We start from the raw sequence: 17,646 nt of genomic DNA, 5'->3' as shown, positions 1-17,646 counted from the left end.
ACCGGCCTCACAGTTGCCCCGGGGCGTGGCCTCAGGAGGCGTCCACGCCCGTCGCCACCAGGTAGCGTTCCCGGACCTCCTCGTAGCGGGCCCACTCCGCGGCCACCGGTTCCAGCACCCTCAGCCGACCGCAGCCCGCCGCCAGTCGCCGCAACTGTTTCTCCCGTTCCAGGCCGTACGCCCGTGCCGGCCCCCGAGCCGCGAGGCCCGTGCCCCAGGCCAGGAGCGGACCGGCCACCAGCGCGCCACCGCACACCGCCGCCGCTGCCCACAACGGCCCGGGCAGCAGCCCGAGTACGACGGCGACGCCCCACACGGCACCGAGGCCCAGCAGGCCGACCAGCAGCGACTGTGTGCACCGGACCACCGTCCACCAGCGCGGCCGTGGGGTCACCGGTTCCTCTTCCGCCGCCCCGGCCGAGGTCCGGCGAGCGGGGGCGACCGTGGTGTCCAGCGCCTCGGGCAAGCCGTCGGCCCCCCGCCAGGCGGCGTCCCGCACGCTGCGCGCCCAGTTCGGGGGCAGGCCGTCGGACGCCTGCTGGGTCAGGGAGCGCACCGCCTCGGCGAGCACCGGTCGGGCGGTCCACAGGGGGTCCGCGGAGGCCTCCCCCGACGGCGTCCGCGTCTCACGTTCCTCCTCGGTACGGGTCCGGGCCACGGCCTTCGCACGGCGCCGGCGGACCATCCGGCTCCACGGTGTGGCACAGGCATGCCGGGCCTGCCGTCGCCACAGGCGTTCGGCCGCCTCTCCCTCGGCGACCGCGCCCACCGAGGCGGCCAGGCGGTCGTCGAACTCCTCGTACGCCTCCTCGGTAAGACCTGCGGGCGCCTCCGCCTCGGTGACGTAGTAGGGCCGCAGCCCCTCGACGACCTGGTCCAAGTCAGCGGCGAGGCGACGGCTCGCGGCGTGCCGGTCCCGTACCAACTCGACCAGGTTCTCCCGCAGTTCGGGCACCCCCGCGCCGGTGACCGCGCTGGTGGCGAGGACCTGGGCGCCCGGCTCGCCGTGCTCACCGAGCGCGACGCCGTCCTCGTCCAGCAGCCGTCGCAGGTCGTCGAGGACCATCTCCCGGGCGTCACCGGGCAGACGGTCCGACTGGTTGAGGACCACCACGGTGACCTCGGAGTAGCCGGCCAGCGGGCGCAGATAGCGCTCGTGCAGCGCGGCGTCCGCGTACTTCTCCGGGTCGACCACCCACACCACGGCGTCCACCAGGCTGAGCAACCGGTCGACCTGCTGCCGGTGCACCTCGACGGTGGAGTCGTGGTCCGGCAGGTCGATCAGCACCAGTCCGTTCAGCTCGGGGTCCCGCATCCAACGGCGGGAACGGGCCCCGACGGCCAGTCGGTCCAGCACCCGTTCGGCGCCCTCGGCATGAGGTCCGACCCAGGTGCAGGCCAGCGGTTCCCTGGTGGTGGGGCGGGCGACCCCCGACTCGGAGATCTCACCGCCGGCCAGGGCGTTGAACAGCGCGGACTTCCCACTTCCGGTAGCGCCCGCGAGCGCCACGGTGGTGAACGTACGCGAGATCGTCCGCCGATCACCGGTCTCCGACAGCAGACGTACGGCGTCCACCAACGACTCCTCGTCCACCCGACCCCGGGAGCGGATCACCAACTCCCGCAGGGCGCGCAGGCGTTGGGCCAACCCCTCCTCACCCGGCACCCCCTCCAGCGGTTCCGAGGGCTCCTCGCTCGGCCTCAGCGGAGCCTCGATGGTGGCGGTCGCCGAAGGGGGCGCGGCCTCCTCCATCACGTCGACCGCATCAGTCGACGCCGTCTCCGACTCCTCCCGTACCGCCGCTTCAGGCTCCGGTCCGTCCTGGCGCGGTCCGGCTGGCCGCTCCTCGTCCGGGGCGCCGCTTGGCACCGGTTCTGCGGTGTCCGCGTCCACCGCCCTACTGCGCACCACTCGCGAGGGGCGCCCCTCCACGGTGCGCCCGTCGGCCTCCGCGCTGGTCGCGGCCCTCCGGGCGATCAGTCCGTCGTCCCAGAAGCGTTCCGCCCCAGAGGAGTCCTCCGCCAGTTCCTCGGCTCCCTCGCTTCGAGGTCGGTCAGGGGATCGGGGTGCCGCCAGTTCAGCGGGGCGCTCATCCGTGCCCCGCTCCTCCTCGGCCTCCGAGGGAGCGGAGCCCCAGAATCTCGCGGTTCCCGCCTCGACAACTGATGACTCCGCGTCAGTCCGCGCTGACGACACCACGCTCACCTCTCCCTGTAGGACAACTGCTGCGCCAAGGACGCCCCCCGGTCCCCCTCCGTCAGGGCGCTCCCCAGCGCCCGCCCCACCTGCGGCGACGACGCCCTACGCACCGAGGACATCGCCGCGACCAACTGCACCTGCGGCTCCGGCCCGACACTGAGCTCCTCCACCGGTGCGAGCCAGCGGTCCTGTTCACGCCACAGCACCTGGCTCACACACCTCTCCAACGAGCCCAACCCCCGCTCGGTCAGCCGCTCCACACAATCGCCACCCACCAGTGCCAGTAGCCGAACACGCGCCTCCCTCGAAGCCCGCTCACCGGCCAGCAGGTCGACCGCGAGGAGCGCCGCGACCCGATCGAGGTCCACCACCGATCCGATACCGACCGTGCGGGTCTCCTCCTCCACCACCTCGTCCAGACAGCGCCGCCACCTTCGGACGACCAGCGCCACCCGTTCCGACAGGTCGGGGTCGAGGTCCAGGGCGTCCGAGGGTGGAGGGGCGCCGGCCACCAACGTCGCCGGGGCGGTGGGGTGCTGGCCCTCGTCCGGTTCCGGCGCGGCCAGGGCGGCGGCCGTACCCGGCTGCTCGCTCATCACCCGGGTCAGCCGTTCCTCGGTCGCGGCCACCGCCCCCAACAACAACGAGTGCAGGGTGTCGGTGAGAGCGTCCAGCAACTCCTCGCTGGTGCTGTCCTGCGGCTGTCCCAGCCAGCGTGTCAGCACCTCCCCCGCCAGCAGTTCGCCCCGGTCGATCCGCTCCCAGACCCGCGCCTCGGCCGACTCGAAGGCCTCGTCCACCGCCCGGGTCAGCCGCAGGGCGGTCGCGTGCTGGGCGGCCACCGCGTTGGCCAGTTCAGCGGTACGGGCCGGCAACGCGGCGAGGGCGCCCCGCAGGGTGCGTTCCGCCGCCACCGCCCGGGCCGCCGGGTCCTGGGCCCGGTGGTCCAACCACTCACGCAGCGCCGCGATGGTGGAGTGGGGCAACAGGCCCGACCCTCCGGCCGACTCAGGAAGTTCGGGGATGGTGAACCGGGGTACGTCGGCCAGACCGTTGTCGTCCAGCATCCCGCCGAAACGGCGGGAGACCTCGGCCGCGATCTGGTGGGGTACCCGGTCCAGCACGGTCGCCAGGGTCGCGTCGTACTCCCGGGCGGCGTTCAGCAACTGCCACGGCACCGCGTCCGCGTAACGGGAGGCGGTGGTGACCAGTACCCAGACGTCGGCGGCACAGATCAGTTCGGCGGCCAGGTCGCGGTTGCGGGCGACCAGGGAGTCGATGTCGGGGGCGTCCAGCAGTGCGAGCCCGGGCGTCAGCGCACTCTCGGTCTCCACCCGCAGGGCCGGGCTGTCCCACTCCGACTGACCGGTGGTCAGTTCCTGTCCGGCCTCCCAGGAAGCGCCACTTGGCGGATCTGACGGCCCGCCGCCCTCCTGGCGGGGCATCCACACCCGCCCCAGCCGGGGAAGCACCCGCTGCCCCATGAACCAGGGCCGGTCCTGTGGGTGACAGACCAGGACCGGGGTGCGCGTGGTGGGGCGAAGTACGCCCGCCTCACTCACTCTTCGCCCGGCCAGGGAGTTGATCAACGTCGACTTCCCGGCGCCGGTGGAGCCCCCGAACACCGCGAGCAACGGTGCGTCAGGGTCACGCAACCTGGGGATCAGATGGTCGTCCAGCCTGTCGAGCAGCTCGTCACGGGACCGTCGGATCCGTTCAACTCCGGGAAGCGGCAAGGGAAAACGCGCGGCGGCCACGCACTCGCGTAGCTCGCCCAGCGCGTCCAGGAGTTGGGGCCGTTCTTCCAAGATCGCCACATGCGAAGAATGCCCAATTTCTCCAGAATATTGAAGCTCATTCGCCACTATTCCGCGGAAATCAACCCCATCCGCGAGGCAGTCGACCTATCGCCACCCAGGCGGCCACCCTCACCTCCGGGGAGTCATAACGACTACGCAACATGCCCACCCTCCATCGGGAAAAGCAGTGCGCGAACGGCACCCGCCTGCGATTATCGTGACGCTTCACGGAACCTCCACATGGCGTCCCGGAGGTGAAGCAACCAGAGCGACCGTCAGCGGCCCCTATCCTTGACCACGCCATGGTCATGGTGAACCGGTCGGCGCCGTCGCCACGGGCCAGCCCCCGTAGCTCAGCGGATAGAGCAGGCGCCTTCTAAGCGCTTGGTCGCAGGTTCGAGTCCTGCCGGGGGCACGTACAGCATCCACGGTTGCCCGTGGGGCCCTTCGTCTGTGGCTGCCCGACGGCCAGGCTGCTCTTGTGGCTTTTTCGCTCGACTTCACACCCGCCGTCGCCAGCGACACATGCGAGCGTGGGGACGGACCTTGGACACTGGTCCGGGTCGGTTACCGCGTCCTCTCACTCATCCACTCAGCTGGAGCGACCTCGTGTCGCACTCGCACTACGTGCACCAGGAGTGCGCCGCCGATTTCCTCCCGGATCTGCTCGGGAGGGCAGCAGCGCACGTGGCCCGCGAGGCGGCGCGTCTGGACGGGTGCCGCTGAAGGGGCGGTTGTGGTGGTGTGACGGGGGGGCGGTCTCGCGTTCGGCTGGGGTGACGTGGCCGAGCTCGCTGCGGAGGCGTCGCCGCCTGGACCGGTCGACGTACTCGGCGACGGCGGCTTCGACGTCGTCGATGCCGGTCCAGGGGCCCTTGTCGCGGACGAGCCCGGCCTTCGGGTCAGCCCGCCGAACCGTGGTGTGGGTCGGCGTCGGTCTCTTCCCGGTCGGTCTCTCCCCGCTCGGTCTCCGTCTTCGTCGGAGCCTTCGTGGCCGCGTCGGCGGGCTCCTCGGCCGTGCGGGAGGTTCGTGGGGTGAGAGCGGAGAGCAGCAACGGGACGGCCGCCAGAGCGAAGCAGGCAGGCAGCGGCAGAACTCCCACGAGCAGGCCCGCGGAGGCGGCACCGGCTGAGTTGCCCAAGTTGAAGGCGGTGTTGACCCAGGTGCCGACGCGGGTGCGGTTCCGGTCGGTGGCCATCTCGTCGGCCAGCAGGTAAGAGGTCGTCAGGGTCGGGGCGACCAGCAGCCCGCAGACGGCCACGATCGCTGCCAGCACAACCACAGTGGATGAGACTCCCGCGAAGGCCAGTGCGGCGGCGAGTGCCACGGCCAGCACCGAAAGCCGGGTGCGGGACGAGGCGCGCCACGTGCGGCTCCCGTACGCCAGGCCGCCCACCACGCTGCCGACGGCGAGCGCCGCCTCGATCCAGGCGACCGAGGAGACCCGGCCGTACCGCTCCGCGAAGGCGACCACGAACAGGCTGAGCGCGCCCAGAACCAAGCCCAGCCCGGCCGACACACACAGCGGCCCGCCCGGCAGGCTCTGCGCCAGGGGCAGGCGCAGGCGCCAGGCGCGGCGGCCGGGCGCTGGCTCGGCCGACGGAGGCGCTTCGGGGGCTCCGCGCGCGGCGCGTACGGGAGGTGCACAGACGAAGGCGAGGGTGCCGACCAGGACCAGGGCCGCGCTGACGGCGATACCGAGCGGCGGGTCGGCCACCACGACGAGGAGCCCGACGATCATCGGCCCCGTCACATACAGCAGTTCCTCGCAGACGGTGTCCAGGCTGTAGGCACGCTGAAGCATCCGGGAGTCGGGCAGCAGGCCGCTCCAGACCGTGCGCATCACCGGGCCGAGCGGCGGGGCGCACGCGCCCGCCGCGGCGGAGAGCGGAATGAGCAGCCACCCGGGGGTGTCGCGCGACCAGGTGGCGGCAGCCAACGCGGCCAGCAGCGCGTAGGCGACGCCCATGGGCAGCAGCAGGCGAGCCGGGCCGTGCCTGTCGATGAGCCCGGCGCGCAGTGGTGCCAGCATCGAGTTGGTCAGCCCGAACACCGCCATGACGACCCCGGCTTGGGCGTAGGACCCGGTGCTGGAAGTGACGGCGAGTGTGATGGGCAAGAAGACGGTGCCGTAGGACAACCGGCCCACGAGCGACAGCAGGAAGGTGCGCCGCGCGAACGGCGTGCGCAGCACTGCACGGTACGAAGGCGCCTGAGCAGGCGAAAGCATCGGGGTACTCCTCAGTGGTGTCGGCGGGAGCACACCCGAAGCCGGTGCAGGGCCGGGCAGCGCGTCCGCCGCGAGAAAGAGCGTCCGAACACCCCACCGGAGGCGGGGCGTTGGGCTGCTCTACGCACAAGGAGTGAACATGGCCAGAAGCTATCAGCCCTGGGGGCTGCTGTGGATGCTGTCGGAATCGCCCCGGGGGGCACATCTGACACTCCGCCAAGTCCACGATATCCGGCAGGCCAGGCCCTCTCGGGCCGACTGTTGAGGCACCTCACCCCCTGACGGGGAACGGAGCCCGAGGCGGCTCCCACCGACAGCGGGTCGTCGCGGGCACGCACCCCGCACGCACCCCACGGAACTCGGTCGCCACCACACGCCGACCGACAGCGGAACGGCTACCGCCCGGCCCTCGTCGGCCAACCCGGGGGCGCGGAACCCCACGAACTCCTCGCCTCCGGCACCGCCCGGCGACAACGAGGACGAGGAAGCGGACGCCGAGGCCCTGGCGCCAGGGCGAGCGCGGCCCCTCCCCGGCAGGCCGCCCGCACCGTGGATCCAGGACAGCCCGCCCCCAGGGGAGCCACCGGACAGCCCCGGCAACTTAGGCTAGCCTAAGTTCGGAGATCGCCCGGAGCGCCGCCGTACCGCTGTGTACGCCTCACCCCGGAGGACCCCGCACCGCCGGGAGAACCGCCCCCAGCGGCGAGCCGATCCACGACCGCACACCGGAGGCATCAGATGAACGGGACGCCGAAGGTCACCGCGTACGCGCCGTCGCCCCTGGACGACCGCGCACGCGCCGTGGCCGACCAACTCAGCGCTCGCAGCCGACGCCAGACCCGAGCCAAGCTCGCGCCGATGCTCGCGCACGCCGCCGTGAACCGGCTGCGCGGCGGTTCGTGGGACATCACCCAGTCCTCCGAAGGCAAGGCGTGGCTGGCGGACAAGCTCGTCGCCCTGGACCCCCACAAAGCGGCGCTGTGCTACCAGATGTGCCGCGCCGTCGACGCTCGCCGCGTGATCGAAGTCGGTACGTCCTACGGCCTGTCCACGATCTACCTCGCCGCGGCCGTCCGCGACAACCTCGTAGCCGGTAGCACGTCCTCGGATCGGGACGACACCCCCTCGCGGGGGAAGGTGTTCGGCACGGAGCACGAACCCGCGAAGGTCGCCGCCGCCCAGGCCAACCTCACCGCCGCCGGGCTGTCCGATCATGTCGAGATCCTCACCGGGGACCTACGCGAAACCCTGCGCGACGTATCCGGCCCCATCGACTTCGCGCTGATCGACATCTGGATTCCCATGGCACTGCCCGCCCTCGAACTCATCACCCCCGTCCTCCGTCCCGGCGCACTCGTCGTCTGCGACAACGTGGTCAGCGGACGCCGGCAGTACGCCGACTACCTCGCCCATGTCCGCGCCCCCGGGGGCCCCTTCACCTCCGTCACCGTCCCCGGAAACGGTGGACTGGAGGTGTCCCGGAAGAACTGAGGCTCCCCGGAGCCGGCGAGAGGCGCCCGGGGGCAGACCTACGGGCACACCCAGGCGCCATAGCGGGGACCGCCGGCAGGGCAGCGAGCGGCCCGCTCCGCCCGGACCGGGTTCCGCGAACCGTGGCATCCGATGACGGGGCCGAACCAGGTCAGCTCCCCGGTGGAACGGATACGACCAGGTCACCGCCACGAACCGCGATCCGAGCCCCCTCGACGCAGGCGAAGGCGGCCTCGTACCGCCGGAGTTCGCCGTCCGGCTCCAGAATCACGACAGTCAGCCCGGAAACGGGTTCGTCCGACCCCTGAGGGCGAGCCCGTCGCACCGCACACGCTCAGCGCTGCGAGCGCTCCACCCGGGGGTCGAGGAGAACGGGGGAACAGGGGAAGCGCCAGGAAAGGCGCGGACCGGAACTACACGCTCGACGTACATATGAGCCGTACAGAGGCCGTTCGCGGACCCGCTAGGCGTCGGGTACGTCGGGTCGGGACTGGATCCACATGCCCGGCCGGCGCCGGTGGACGGTGAGGTAGCACAGGCCCTCCCCGCCAGCGACGAGGGAGCGGGAGGCGCCGCGCGGGAGCCAGAGGAGGCTGCCGGGGGTGAGCGACCGGGCCCCCTCGGCCGTACCCAGGGTTCCGTCACCGGCGACGACCAGCAGCAGAACGTCGAGGTCCCCTTCGACGTGGGCGTCGACGCCGCCGCCGGGAGGGACGCGGACGACGTTGGCGTCGAGTTGCCGCCCCGGTTCGGCCAACCGCCACAGGGCCCCGGACGGCGTGGACGTGTCCTCCGTGAGGGAGGTGGTGTCGCACACGACCCGGGGAACCTGGACGTCGGCGTCGGTGGTGTCAGCCGGGGCGAGGGGGTCTTCGTGGGCGTCGCTCAAGGGGTGCCACCGTCCGACTCGTTGGGCGGCTGTTCCGCGTCGACCTCGGCCGGGGTCCACCGGAGGGGCCGAAGCCGTGACGCAGGCCATACCGCCCAGGGCCAATGTGAATACGAATCTAACATGCGCATTTGATACCGTCCTGACATGCGGTTGACGAAGTTCACCGACCTGGCGCTGCGTGCCGTCATGCGCCTCGCGGTCGCCGGACAGGACGGACCATGGACGACCCGCCAGGTGGCGGAGGCCGTGGACGTGCCCTACGCCCACATGGCGAAGGCGATCACCCGACTCCAGCACCTGGGCGTGCTGGAGGCCAGACGGGGGCGTGGCGGCGGGCTGGAACTGACCGACCTCGGCCTGCGCGCCTCAGTCGGCTGGCTGGTAAGGGAGTTGGAGGGCGAGGACGAGGTGGTCGCCTGTGACGGCGACCCGCCCTGCCCCCTGCGGGGGGCGTGCCGACTTCGCGGGGCACTGCGCGAAGCACAGGAGGCCTTCTACGCCACGCTCGACCCGCTGACCGTGGCCGATCTGGTGGCCTCCCCCACCGGTCCGGTCCTGGTCAGCCTGGTCGGCCGCCAGCCCGCGTAACCCGCGCGGCACGGTCACGGCCGACCCGTCCCTTCAAATACGAAGATCATGGGCAACTTTAGGAGTCACTGTGCTCTCCGAGCAGTCCACCCCGGTCATACGCGCCACCCTTCCCGTGGTCGGCGCGGCCATAGGTGAGATCACCGAACTCTTCTACGACAAGCTCTTCGACGATCGCCCCGAGCTGCTGCGCGACCTGTTCAACCGTGGCAACCAGGCCAACGGGGAGCAGCAGAAGGCGTTGGCGGGCTCGATCGCGGCGTTCGCGGGGATGCTGCTGGAACGGCCCGACGCCCGGCCGGACGCGATGCTCGCCCGGATCGCCCACAAGCACGCCTCTCTCGGCGTCACCTCCGAGCAGTACAAGCTGGTGCACCGGCACCTGTTCTCCGCCATCGGAGAGGTCCTCGGCGACGCGGTCACCGAACCGGTGGTCGCCGCCTGGGACGAGGTCTACTGGCTGATGGCCAACGCGCTGACCGCCATCGAGACCAGGCTCTACCAGGAGTCCGGTGTCGCCGAGGGCGATGTCTGGCGGGAGATGGAGATCGCCGCACGACGCGAGGAGACCCCGGACATCGCGTCCTTCACCCTGCGCCGCCGTGACGGCGGGCCCACCGGCTCCTTCCGCCCGGGCCAGTACGTCAGCGTCCGGGTCGAACTGCCCGACGGCGCGCGGCAGATCCGGCAGTACAGCCTCTCCCAGGACCCCGACGGGCCGGGGTGGCGCATCACCGTCAAGCGTGTCCGAGGCGAGGTGACACCGGAGGGCGAGGTCTCCTCCCGGCTTCACGAGCACGCCCGGGTCGGGGACGTGCTCTCCGTCTCCGCCCCGTTCGGCGACCTCGTACTCCCCCCGGGAGAGGGGCCGTTGCTGCTGGCGTCCGCCGGGATCGGCTGCACGCCGATGCTGGCCATGCTGCAACACCTGGTCGCCGAGGGCGGCACCCGGGAGGTGACGGTGGTCCACGCCGACCGCTCCCCCACCGACCACGCCCACCGGGACGAGCAACGCCGCCTTGTCGCGGCCCTCCCGAGCGCCCGACTGCACACCTGGTACGAGGAGCCGGGCGAGCTCGCGCCCGAGGCTTCGACCGGCTGGGCCGACCTGGCCACGCTCGACCTCCCCGAAGGGCTCACCGCCTACCTGTGCGGCCCGCTGCCGTTCATGCGCGCGGTACGGGGCGACCTCCTCCGCCGTGGCGTACCCGCGCGGTCCGTCCACTACGAGGTCTTCGGCCCCGACCTGTGGCTGGGCCAGGAGTAGCCCGGCCGACACCCTTCCCACGCTCCAGAACGGAGAGACACCGTGAACGCCACCCTGGCTTCCGCCGCCTCGGCCCTGACCTTCGTGTGGCTGGGCATGGTCCTGGCGATCTCGTTCCTGGAGGCGCCGCTGAAGTTCCGCGCCCCGGCGGTGACCGTGCCCGTCGGACTGGGCATCGGCCGTCTGGTCTTCCGGGCGCTGAACCGGATCGAGGCGGTACTGGCCGTCGCCGTGATCGTGCTGGTGGCGGCCGGCGGCGCCTCCGTCCTGGTCGCGGTGCTCACCGGGGTGACGGTGTTGGTGCTGGCCGTACAGCTGTTGGTGGTACGGCCCGGCCTCAACCGCCGTTCCGACCGCGTGCTCGCCGGCGAGACGTTGCCGCGTTCCCGCACCCACCACGTCTACGTGGTCACCGAGTCGGTCAAGGTCCTCGCCCTGATCGCGCTGGGAACCGTCCTCCTGGGCGCCTGACCCCGCGCGGCTCCCATCCGGGGCGACCGGCCAACTGTCCGTCCAGCCAGGCGGGTTCAGGCCGGGCGCCCGGGTCCGCTGGCTGGTCGTCGCCCGTGCCGACCGTCCGGTCCCGGCGGTTCTTCGTCCGCCGGGACCGGACGGTTCGTGCCGGCGAGGGCACCCTCAGAGGTACTTGCCGAAGAAGTCGGTCAGCTTGGTGACGGCGGGGCTGACCGCCTCGTCCCGGTCGTAGAGGTCGACGTGTGTGGCCCCGTCGACCACGAACAACTCGGCGCTGTGACCGGCGTTCGCGACCGCCCGCTGGCTGTAGGGCAGGGTCGCGGCCTCGGAACCGGCGATCATCAGCAGGGGACGCGGCGCGATCTTGTGGACCTCGGCGTAGGCGTCGAACTGGTCCAGCTGGTCGACGCTGCGCAGTGCGTACGCCCCCACGGAACGGGGGTGCTGCGCCCTGGGGGTCCGGTAGTACTCGAAGAACTCCCTCGTCAGAGCGGGAGTGGAGTCGTCGACCGAGTCGGGCAGCACCGGAACCATGCGGACCGGCCCACCCGCCGCCTCCTCGTTGCGCGCCCGCCCGGCCTGCTCGACCAGCTCACCAAAGCCCTCCGGGTCGGGGTCCCGGAAGAAGCTCGTCACGTCGGCGGCGCTGACGGTGGCCACGGCCTTCATCCGCTGGTCGGTCTGCGCGGCGTAGGGGGCGTAGCCGCCGGAACCGCAGATGCCGAGTACGCCGATGCGCTCGGGGTCGACGTCGGGACGGGTCGCCAGGTACGAGACCGCGTTGCGGAAGTCCTCGGCACGCTGGAACGGGTCCTCCAGACCGCGCGGTTCACCCTCGCTCGCGCCCTGGTAGGCGGCGTCGAAGGTCAGCACCAGGTAGCCGGCCGCCGCGAGCCTGGGCGCGTACACGGCCGGGGACTGCTCCTTCACCCCGGTCGTCTGATGTCCGATCACGACGGCGGGGAGGCGTGGGCCCCCTGTGGGCTCGTCGGGGGTGTAGAGATGACCGGCCAGGTTCATGCCGCTGCTGGGAAAGGTGACGTTCGTCTTCATTTCCTTACGCTTTCCTTCACGAGTGGTCGGGATAGGGTGTCGTCGGGAATTCACGTTCGACGGGCCGATGGATTGTCCGCCGGATTACCGGCGCGGCCTCGAAGCGTTCGCGGCCACCGGTTCCGATATCGGGGCGCACCGCCGGTCGCGTTTTCCACGCCTTCCGCGCCTCCGTGTCTTCCACGTTCGCAGGATCCATCCACCCCGACCAGGGCCGGTTACCACCCCGGACAGCACTGTCCCAGGGACAGAATTGGCCCCGTCACACGAGTTGCGGTTCCTGGCAGACTTGTTCCATGAGCGGTAAGGCGAACGAACTGGGTGAATTCCTCAAGGCCCGCCGGACCGAGGTCAGCCCCCGGGCCGCCGGGCTGCCGGACACCGGGGCGAAGCGGCGGGTCAAGGGCCTGCGCCGCGAGGAGGTGGCGCTGCTCGCCTCCATCAGCACCGACTACTACACCCGTATCGAGCAGGGGCGACGGCAGGCCTCCGCGTCGGTGCTGGCGACGCTCGCCCGCGTGCTGCACCTGGACGACGAGGAACGCGCCTACCTGTTCGAACTCGCCGGCAAGGACGCCACCACACCGCGACGACAGGCCACGCAGAAGGTCCAACCCCAGTTGCGGCGCGTGCTGGACGAACTCACCACCACCCCGGCCATGATTCTCGGTCGGCGCATGGACATTCTCGCCTGGAACCCCATGGCGGCCGTACTGCTCACCGATTTCTCCGACCTTTCGGAAAAGCACCGGAACTACGTCTGGCTGATGTTCTCCGACCCCGACATCAGGGCTCTTCACGTGGACTGGGAGAACTCGGCACGAGCCTGTGTGGCGATGCTCCGAAGAGAGGCGGGAAACAATCCCCAGGACCGCCGTCTCGCGGCACTGGTGGGCGAACTCTCCCTGCGGGACGACGATTTCCGCCGCTGGTGGGGAGACCATCACGTCGCCACGCGCGGCAGGGGCAGCAAGGTGCTGCGGCACCCCGTCACCGGTGACCTCACCCTCGACTGGGACGCCCTCGCCTGCGCGAACGACCCGGAACAGCAACTCGTGGTGTGGACCGCCGAGCCGGGCTCCCCCTCACACGACGCGCTGCGCATCCTCTCCTCCTGGGCCACGTCGGGCACCCGGTCCTCCCCCGGCCCGCAGACCTCGGACTGACCCCCGGCAGGGCGCCCGGACCATGGGCGGTACCCACACCCCCGAGGTCCTCTCCGTGAGGGGCCGGCGCTCGGCCCGTCGTACCACCCTCCGGTAGGCCAACACCGAGAGGGCGGCGGTCGGCAGGCCGAGGGCACCCGTCAACCAGGGGTCGCCCTCTCCCACGGCGGTGAGCCCCTGGCAGCCGGCCGTGGCGATCACCGCCACCGCCGACAGGGGCCGCCCCAGCGTCACCCTCCCCCTCCCGCGACCGGGCCGCCGCGACCTCGGAGACGTCACGGGGGCGCGGCCGGTGGGGCTCAGCCCTTGGTGAACACCGGGTAGGGCACGGAGCCACGTCGGCCGGCTCCATGGTGGGCCGGGTCCCGCTGGGCGCGGTCGGCGCAGCCTGGTGTGGGCCTGCCCTTGTGGGTGGTGGGACGCGCCATGGCGCGGTTCCCGATCCCGCAGGGGCGTCCCGACGGCTTGCGACGGCGCCTCGATGACGTACCGCGAAACCGGCCGCGTTGACCGCCGGCCCCGCGCGTCGGGGACCGGACGCGGAGGCCGCGGTGACCGTGCACCGGATTCTCGGTATCCGTGGAGGGAGCGGCCAGTACGGTGACACCCATTGTCCGCCGATGGAGGTTCGCCGTGCCAAGCACCCAGCCAGAAGACTCGACCGAGGCCGTGGACGGGCAACTGCCCCTCGCCTCCCAGGGGGTCGACGCCCCACTGACCCGGTCGGCGGTCTTCCTCGTCGTGGTACTCACCGACGGTGGGGAGGCGCGGGACACCGTACGGGGCGTGCTGTCCGACCTGGACGGACTCGTCAAGACCGTGGGTTTCCGGGACCTGGAGGCGAGGGTCTCGTGCACCGTCGGGATCGGACACCGGGTGTGGACGGAACTGACGGGCCGTGAACTCCCGGCGGAACTCCGTCCGTTCCGAGAGTTCGCGGGGGAGAAGCACACCGCGATCGCGACGCCCGGCGACCTGCTCTTCCACATCCGAGCCGACCGGCAGGACCTCTGTTTCGAGCTGGAGCGGCTGGTCCTGGAGGCGCTGGGGTCCTCGGCGACAGTGGCCGACGAGGTGTCCGGCTTCCGCTACTTCGACACCCGCGACCTGCTGGGTTTCGTCGACGGCACCGCCAACCCGGTCGGCCCCGAGCTTCCCGCCGCCACCCTCGTGGGGAGTGAGGACCCCGCGTACGCCGGTGGCAGCTACGCGGTCGTGCAGAAGTACCTCCACTCGCTCACGGCCTGGGAGACCCTCACCACCGAACAGCAGGAGGCGATCATCGGTCGCCGCAAGATGGACGGGGTCGAGCTGCCCGACGCGGACTCGGGGCAGAAGGCCCACAAGACACTCGCCACCATCACCGACGAGGAGGGCGAGCACGACATCCTGCGCGACAACATGCCGTTCGGGAGCCCGGGCCACCGTGAGTTCGGCACCTACTTCATCGGCTACTCCCGTCATCTATGGGTCATCGAGCGGATGCTGGAGCGCATGTTCGTCGGCGACCCTCCCGGTCTCCACGACCGTCTGCTGGATTTCTCCACCCCGCACACCGGGAGCACCTTCTTCGTTCCCCCGACGTCGATACTGGACGCGCTCGGGGACGACTCCTGACCCACCATCAAGGCCGTACCCCCTGCCCGGCAGCGGCGCGCGAATAGCCGCTGCCGGGAGCCGCCCTCATACGACGGACACCCACACGTAGCTCGGGGGCGTGGCCCCCGGCCGGCAGGGCTCGGCCCCCGGTGAGCACAGGAGCGTGCGGGCTACCAGAACTCCACCCCCTCCGACGGTGCGGGCGCCGCGCTCCGTCGTCGTTCAACCCGCCGCGTACGAGGGGCACTTGGGCCACTGCCGGGGGATCAGCTGACCCTCCCCCCTCCCACCACCAACAGAGGCTTTCGTTTCCCGGACGGCCGGGGGCCCCTGCCCGTTGCCTGTTGTCCCGACTCTCCCCGCCCTTTATCGTTTATCGATAGCATCGATAAACGATAAAGGGCGGCCGCGTGAACCAGAACCGGAAACCGCTCGAACCCCTGGCCACGGTGGTGGCGGTCACCCTCCGACTCCTGGGTGCCGTACTCATCACGGGCTTCCTGCTCACGGCGGTACGGGGCCGCTGGGGCAACGGCCCGGTCTGCGTGACCGACCACACCGCCACCAGCGGCTCCACGCCCAGCGGGTTCGCCGCACAGGCGGGCGCGAACGTCGACTCCGTGCCCCGCTACTGCGCACTGGACCCCTCCGCCACCCAGATCGCCTGGGACCGTCTCGGCTCGCTGGCCTCGCTGGTGCTGTACCTCGGCGCGCTCTACCTGCTCGACCGGCTCCTGAAAGAGGCGACCCGCGAGGGTGCGCACACCGCCCGCACCGCCTCCGGGTTGCGCCTGCTGGGCTGGTGGCTGCTGGTCGGCAGCATCGCCGCGCAGGCGGTGGCGGCCCTGACCCACGCGGCCCTGCTCGCCACGCTCGCCAAGGACGCGACACTCACCCCGGACGCCTGGCTTCAGGCCTGGAACGCCCCCTACCTGGCCGTACTCACCGGCCTGGGACTGCTCACCTTCGCGCGGATCATCCACGCCAGCTCCAGGATGAAGCAGGACCTCGAAGGGCTCGTCTGATGGCAGCCGAAGAAGGCGAAGGCCACACCGTCGTCGTCCACCTCGACGCGGTTCTCCGGGACCGTGGCATGACCCTGACCGAACTCGCCGCCCAGGTCGGCGTCAGCAACGTCAACCTGTCGGTACTGAAGAACGGCCGGGCCAAGGCCGTACGCTTCACCACCCTCACCCGGCTGTGCGAGGTACTGCGGTGCCAGCCCGGGGACCTCCTCACCGTCCGCACCGCGCCCCTGGGCGACCGCGCGACGACGGACGCCCAGGCACCGCCCGGGGAGGCGAACCCCCCGCCCGAGGACGAGGGAGAACGGAACAAATAGGGCATCGCATCGATATCGTGTGGCCAGCCCGTCCTCCCCTCCCCGGAAGGCTGGAGATGTCGCCGCGCCTCCCCCGCCCCGTCAGCCACTTCGTCGCTCGACAACGGGCACGCCAACAGCGACTGCGACGGCTGGAACAGGACGAGGCCACCCTGTTGGACCGGCTCCACGGCACCGAGTACGAGGGGCTGGTCCCACCCCGCCCCCGGACCGTCGACCGGTCCGAGGCGCAGCGGATGCTGCGGTTCGCCCTCCGGCTGAGTCGCCAGCTGTTCCAGGCCGGCGCGGAGACCCGGGCGATCGAGTCGGCGGTCATCGCGGTCACCGCCTCCTGGGGGCTGGACCACCTGGAAGTCGACATCACCGCGCGTTCCATCCAGGTGCAGTACGCGCCACCGGACACCCCGCCCCTGGTGATGATGCTGGTCACCGGCTCCGAGGACAGCCGTGACCTCCAGCGGTTGAGCGCCCTGCACGCGCTGGTCCGGCGCGTCGTCGTCGACGGCGTCCAACTGCCCACCGCCGAGGACGAGTTGTCACGGATCACCGGAGCCGGGTCGGTGTGGCCGTGGTGGACCACGGTGATCGGGGGCGCCGTACTGGCGGCGATGCTGTGCCTGTTGGCCTCGGGCACGGTGACGGCGACCCTGCTGGCCCCGGCCGTACTGGTGGTCCAGAACCGGGTGGGCTGGTTCCTGTCCCGTACCGGGTTGCCGAGCTTCTACGTCACCGCGGTGCAGACCGCCGTGGTGGTGACGCTGTCCATGCTGCTGATCCGCGTCGACGTACTCGACGGCGCGGAGGCCGCCAGTCTGGCGGCCGGCAACATGGTGCTCCTGCTGCCCATCCTGTCCGTGGTCTCGCTCGCCGAGGACGCGATCTCCGGGTTCCGCACCATGGCGGCGGCACGGGTGATCTCGGTGGGGATGTTCCTGGCCGCGATGGTCAGCGGTGTGGTGATCGTCAGCGCGTTGCTGCTGGACACCGACAACGACGTACGCAACACCGCCTTCCGTGGCCTGCCGCTGGCCCTGACCCTGGTGACGGCCGCCGTCGGAGCCCTGGGCAACGCGGTGTTCATGGGGGGCGCGGCACGGTTGCTGCCCTACGCGGTGGCGGCGGGCGTACTGGGAGGGCTGGCCAACCAGGGCGCGCACCGCGTACTGGAGCTGCCCACCCCGATGGCGATCCTCATCGCCGCCACCTTCCTCGGCCTCTTCGGCGGGGCTCTGAGCCCCTACGCCCGCTTCCCGGCCCGGGCGATGATCGTTCCCGGGATCGCGGGGGCACTGCTCCCCGGGCCCGACGTCTACCGCAGTCTGCTCCAGTACAGCCTGGGCGTCCCCGGGGCCGGCGGGTACGCCGTCTCCGCGCTGGTCAGCACGGCGGCCATCGGAGCCGGTACGGTCCTGGGCCGCACCCTCGGCGCCGGCGCGCAGCGCCAGTGGCGGCGGGGCGCCCCGCAGGTGGCCCTCGGCCCGGCCAACGACCCCTCCCCCCAGCGGGCCTGACGCCGTCTCACCCCCGCCCCCCCCGGACGGTCC

Annotated in this window: 15 protein-coding genes and 1 tRNA gene; 10 read left to right on the top strand and 6 right to left on the bottom strand. The window is 71.4% G+C overall.

Annotation, left to right across the window (positions count from 1 at the left end; genetic code table 11):
- Nucleotides 1–31: 31 nt before the first annotated feature.
- On the bottom strand, nucleotides 32–2,197 hold the full coding sequence (locus ABZT14_RS03975) for a GTPase (RefSeq protein ID WP_356296501.1): 2,166 nt from the start codon (nucleotides 2,195–2,197) through the stop codon (nucleotides 32–34).
- Nucleotides 2,198–2,202: 5 nt separating this feature from the next.
- A complete protein-coding gene (locus ABZT14_RS03970) occupies nucleotides 2,203–4,017 on the bottom strand; it encodes a dynamin family protein (protein ID WP_356296499.1) in 1,815 nt (604 codons plus the stop codon).
- Between the two features lie 324 nt (nucleotides 4,018–4,341).
- On the opposite strand from ABZT14_RS03970, the gene ABZT14_RS03965 reads away from it, so the two are divergent.
- Nucleotides 4,342–4,414 (top strand) — tRNA-Arg (locus ABZT14_RS03965).
- A gap of 487 nt (nucleotides 4,415–4,901) precedes the next feature.
- On the opposite strand, the gene ABZT14_RS03960 is transcribed toward ABZT14_RS03965, so the two are convergent.
- Complete coding sequence (locus tag ABZT14_RS03960; protein ID WP_356296497.1) at nucleotides 4,902–6,230, bottom strand: MFS transporter; 1,329 nt, start codon at nucleotides 6,228–6,230, stop codon at nucleotides 4,902–4,904.
- Nucleotides 6,231–6,968: 738 nt separating this feature from the next.
- On the opposite strand from ABZT14_RS03960, the gene ABZT14_RS03955 reads away from it, so the two are divergent.
- Entirely contained in the window at nucleotides 6,969–7,721 is a 753-nt protein-coding gene (locus ABZT14_RS03955; protein ID WP_356296495.1) for a class I SAM-dependent methyltransferase, read from the top strand.
- A 463-nt stretch (nucleotides 7,722–8,184) separates the two neighbouring features.
- Here ABZT14_RS03955 and ABZT14_RS03950 read toward each other — a convergent pair whose 3' ends face one another.
- Entirely contained in the window at nucleotides 8,185–8,610 is a 426-nt protein-coding gene (locus ABZT14_RS03950) for a hypothetical protein (RefSeq protein WP_356296492.1), read from the bottom strand.
- Between the two features lie 147 nt (nucleotides 8,611–8,757).
- Between ABZT14_RS03950 and ABZT14_RS03945 the strand changes: the two genes are divergently transcribed.
- The 3 genes from ABZT14_RS03945 to ABZT14_RS03935 all read left to right on the top strand — a co-directional run bounded on the left by ABZT14_RS03945 (nucleotide 8,758) and on the right by ABZT14_RS03935 (nucleotide 10,939).
- A complete protein-coding gene (locus tag ABZT14_RS03945; protein ID WP_356296489.1) occupies nucleotides 8,758–9,201 on the top strand; it encodes an Rrf2 family transcriptional regulator in 444 nt (147 codons plus the stop codon).
- A gap of 70 nt (nucleotides 9,202–9,271) precedes the next feature.
- Nucleotides 9,272–10,468, top strand: coding sequence for a globin domain-containing protein (locus tag ABZT14_RS03940; RefSeq protein ID WP_356296486.1), 1,197 nt, complete (start codon nucleotides 9,272–9,274; stop codon nucleotides 10,466–10,468).
- Nucleotides 10,469–10,510: 42 nt separating this feature from the next.
- Nucleotides 10,511–10,939: a hypothetical protein gene (locus ABZT14_RS03935; protein ID WP_356296483.1), complete on the top strand. Its 429-nt coding sequence runs from the start codon at nucleotides 10,511–10,513 to the stop codon at nucleotides 10,937–10,939.
- Between the two features lie 165 nt (nucleotides 10,940–11,104).
- On the opposite strand, the gene ABZT14_RS03930 is transcribed toward ABZT14_RS03935, so the two are convergent.
- Nucleotides 11,105–11,995: an alpha/beta hydrolase gene (locus ABZT14_RS03930; protein ID WP_356296480.1), complete on the bottom strand. Its 891-nt coding sequence runs from the start codon at nucleotides 11,993–11,995 to the stop codon at nucleotides 11,105–11,107.
- Nucleotides 11,996–12,291: 296 nt separating this feature from the next.
- On the opposite strand from ABZT14_RS03930, the gene ABZT14_RS03925 reads away from it, so the two are divergent.
- Complete coding sequence (locus ABZT14_RS03925) at nucleotides 12,292–13,161, top strand: helix-turn-helix domain-containing protein (RefSeq protein ID WP_356296477.1); 870 nt, start codon at nucleotides 12,292–12,294, stop codon at nucleotides 13,159–13,161.
- A 299-nt stretch (nucleotides 13,162–13,460) separates the two neighbouring features.
- Here the strand turns inward: ABZT14_RS03925 and ABZT14_RS03920 are convergent, their stop codons facing one another.
- Nucleotides 13,461–13,589: a hypothetical protein gene (locus ABZT14_RS03920; RefSeq protein ID WP_356296475.1), complete on the bottom strand. Its 129-nt coding sequence runs from the start codon at nucleotides 13,587–13,589 to the stop codon at nucleotides 13,461–13,463.
- Between the two features lie 205 nt (nucleotides 13,590–13,794).
- Here ABZT14_RS03920 and ABZT14_RS03915 point away from each other — a divergent pair, with 205 nt between their 5' ends.
- The 4 genes from ABZT14_RS03915 (at nucleotide 13,795) to ABZT14_RS03900 (ending at nucleotide 17,613) form a co-directional block, all read left to right on the top strand.
- Nucleotides 13,795–14,778: a Dyp-type peroxidase gene (locus ABZT14_RS03915; RefSeq protein WP_356296474.1), complete on the top strand. Its 984-nt coding sequence runs from the start codon at nucleotides 13,795–13,797 to the stop codon at nucleotides 14,776–14,778.
- Nucleotides 14,779–15,170: 392 nt separating this feature from the next.
- Entirely contained in the window at nucleotides 15,171–15,785 is a 615-nt protein-coding gene (locus ABZT14_RS03910; protein ID WP_356296472.1) for a hypothetical protein, read from the top strand.
- Nucleotides 15,785–16,102, top strand: a complete 318-nt coding sequence (locus ABZT14_RS03905) for a helix-turn-helix transcriptional regulator (protein ID WP_356296470.1) — start codon at nucleotides 15,785–15,787, stop codon at nucleotides 16,100–16,102. The genes ABZT14_RS03910 and ABZT14_RS03905 overlap by 1 nt, the downstream gene beginning before the upstream one ends.
- 56 nt (nucleotides 16,103–16,158) lie before the next feature.
- Nucleotides 16,159–17,613, top strand: coding sequence for a threonine/serine exporter family protein (locus ABZT14_RS03900; RefSeq protein WP_356296468.1), 1,455 nt, complete (start codon nucleotides 16,159–16,161; stop codon nucleotides 17,611–17,613).
- The last annotated feature ends 33 nt before the right edge of the window (nucleotides 17,614–17,646 follow it).

It is taken from the genome of Streptomyces sp. NPDC005438 (assembly GCF_040606315.1).
Classification (GTDB): Bacteria; Actinomycetota; Actinomycetes; order Streptomycetales; family Streptomycetaceae; genus Streptomyces.
Note: the sequence above shows the minus strand (reverse complement) of the source record. Positions and strands in the feature narration are given on the sequence as shown.

Coding starts and splice junctions, on each gene's coding strand:
- ABZT14_RS03920 (WP_356296475.1), bottom strand. CDS start 13,589: ATGGCGCGTCCCACCACCCACAAGGGCAGGCCCACACCAGGCTGCGCC.
- ABZT14_RS03905 (WP_356296470.1), top strand. CDS start 15,785: ATGGCAGCCGAAGAAGGCGAAGGCCACACCGTCGTCGTCCACCTCGAC.
- ABZT14_RS03900 (WP_356296468.1), top strand. CDS start 16,159: ATGTCGCCGCGCCTCCCCCGCCCCGTCAGCCACTTCGTCGCTCGACAA.
- ABZT14_RS03930 (WP_356296480.1), bottom strand. CDS start 11,995: ATGAAGACGAACGTCACCTTTCCCAGCAGCGGCATGAACCTGGCCGGT.
- ABZT14_RS03960 (WP_356296497.1), bottom strand. CDS start 6,230: ATGCTTTCGCCTGCTCAGGCGCCTTCGTACCGTGCAGTGCTGCGCACG.
- ABZT14_RS03925 (WP_356296477.1), top strand. CDS start 12,292: ATGAGCGGTAAGGCGAACGAACTGGGTGAATTCCTCAAGGCCCGCCGG.
- ABZT14_RS03945 (WP_356296489.1), top strand. CDS start 8,758: ATGCGGTTGACGAAGTTCACCGACCTGGCGCTGCGTGCCGTCATGCGC.
- ABZT14_RS03955 (WP_356296495.1), top strand. CDS start 6,969: ATGAACGGGACGCCGAAGGTCACCGCGTACGCGCCGTCGCCCCTGGAC.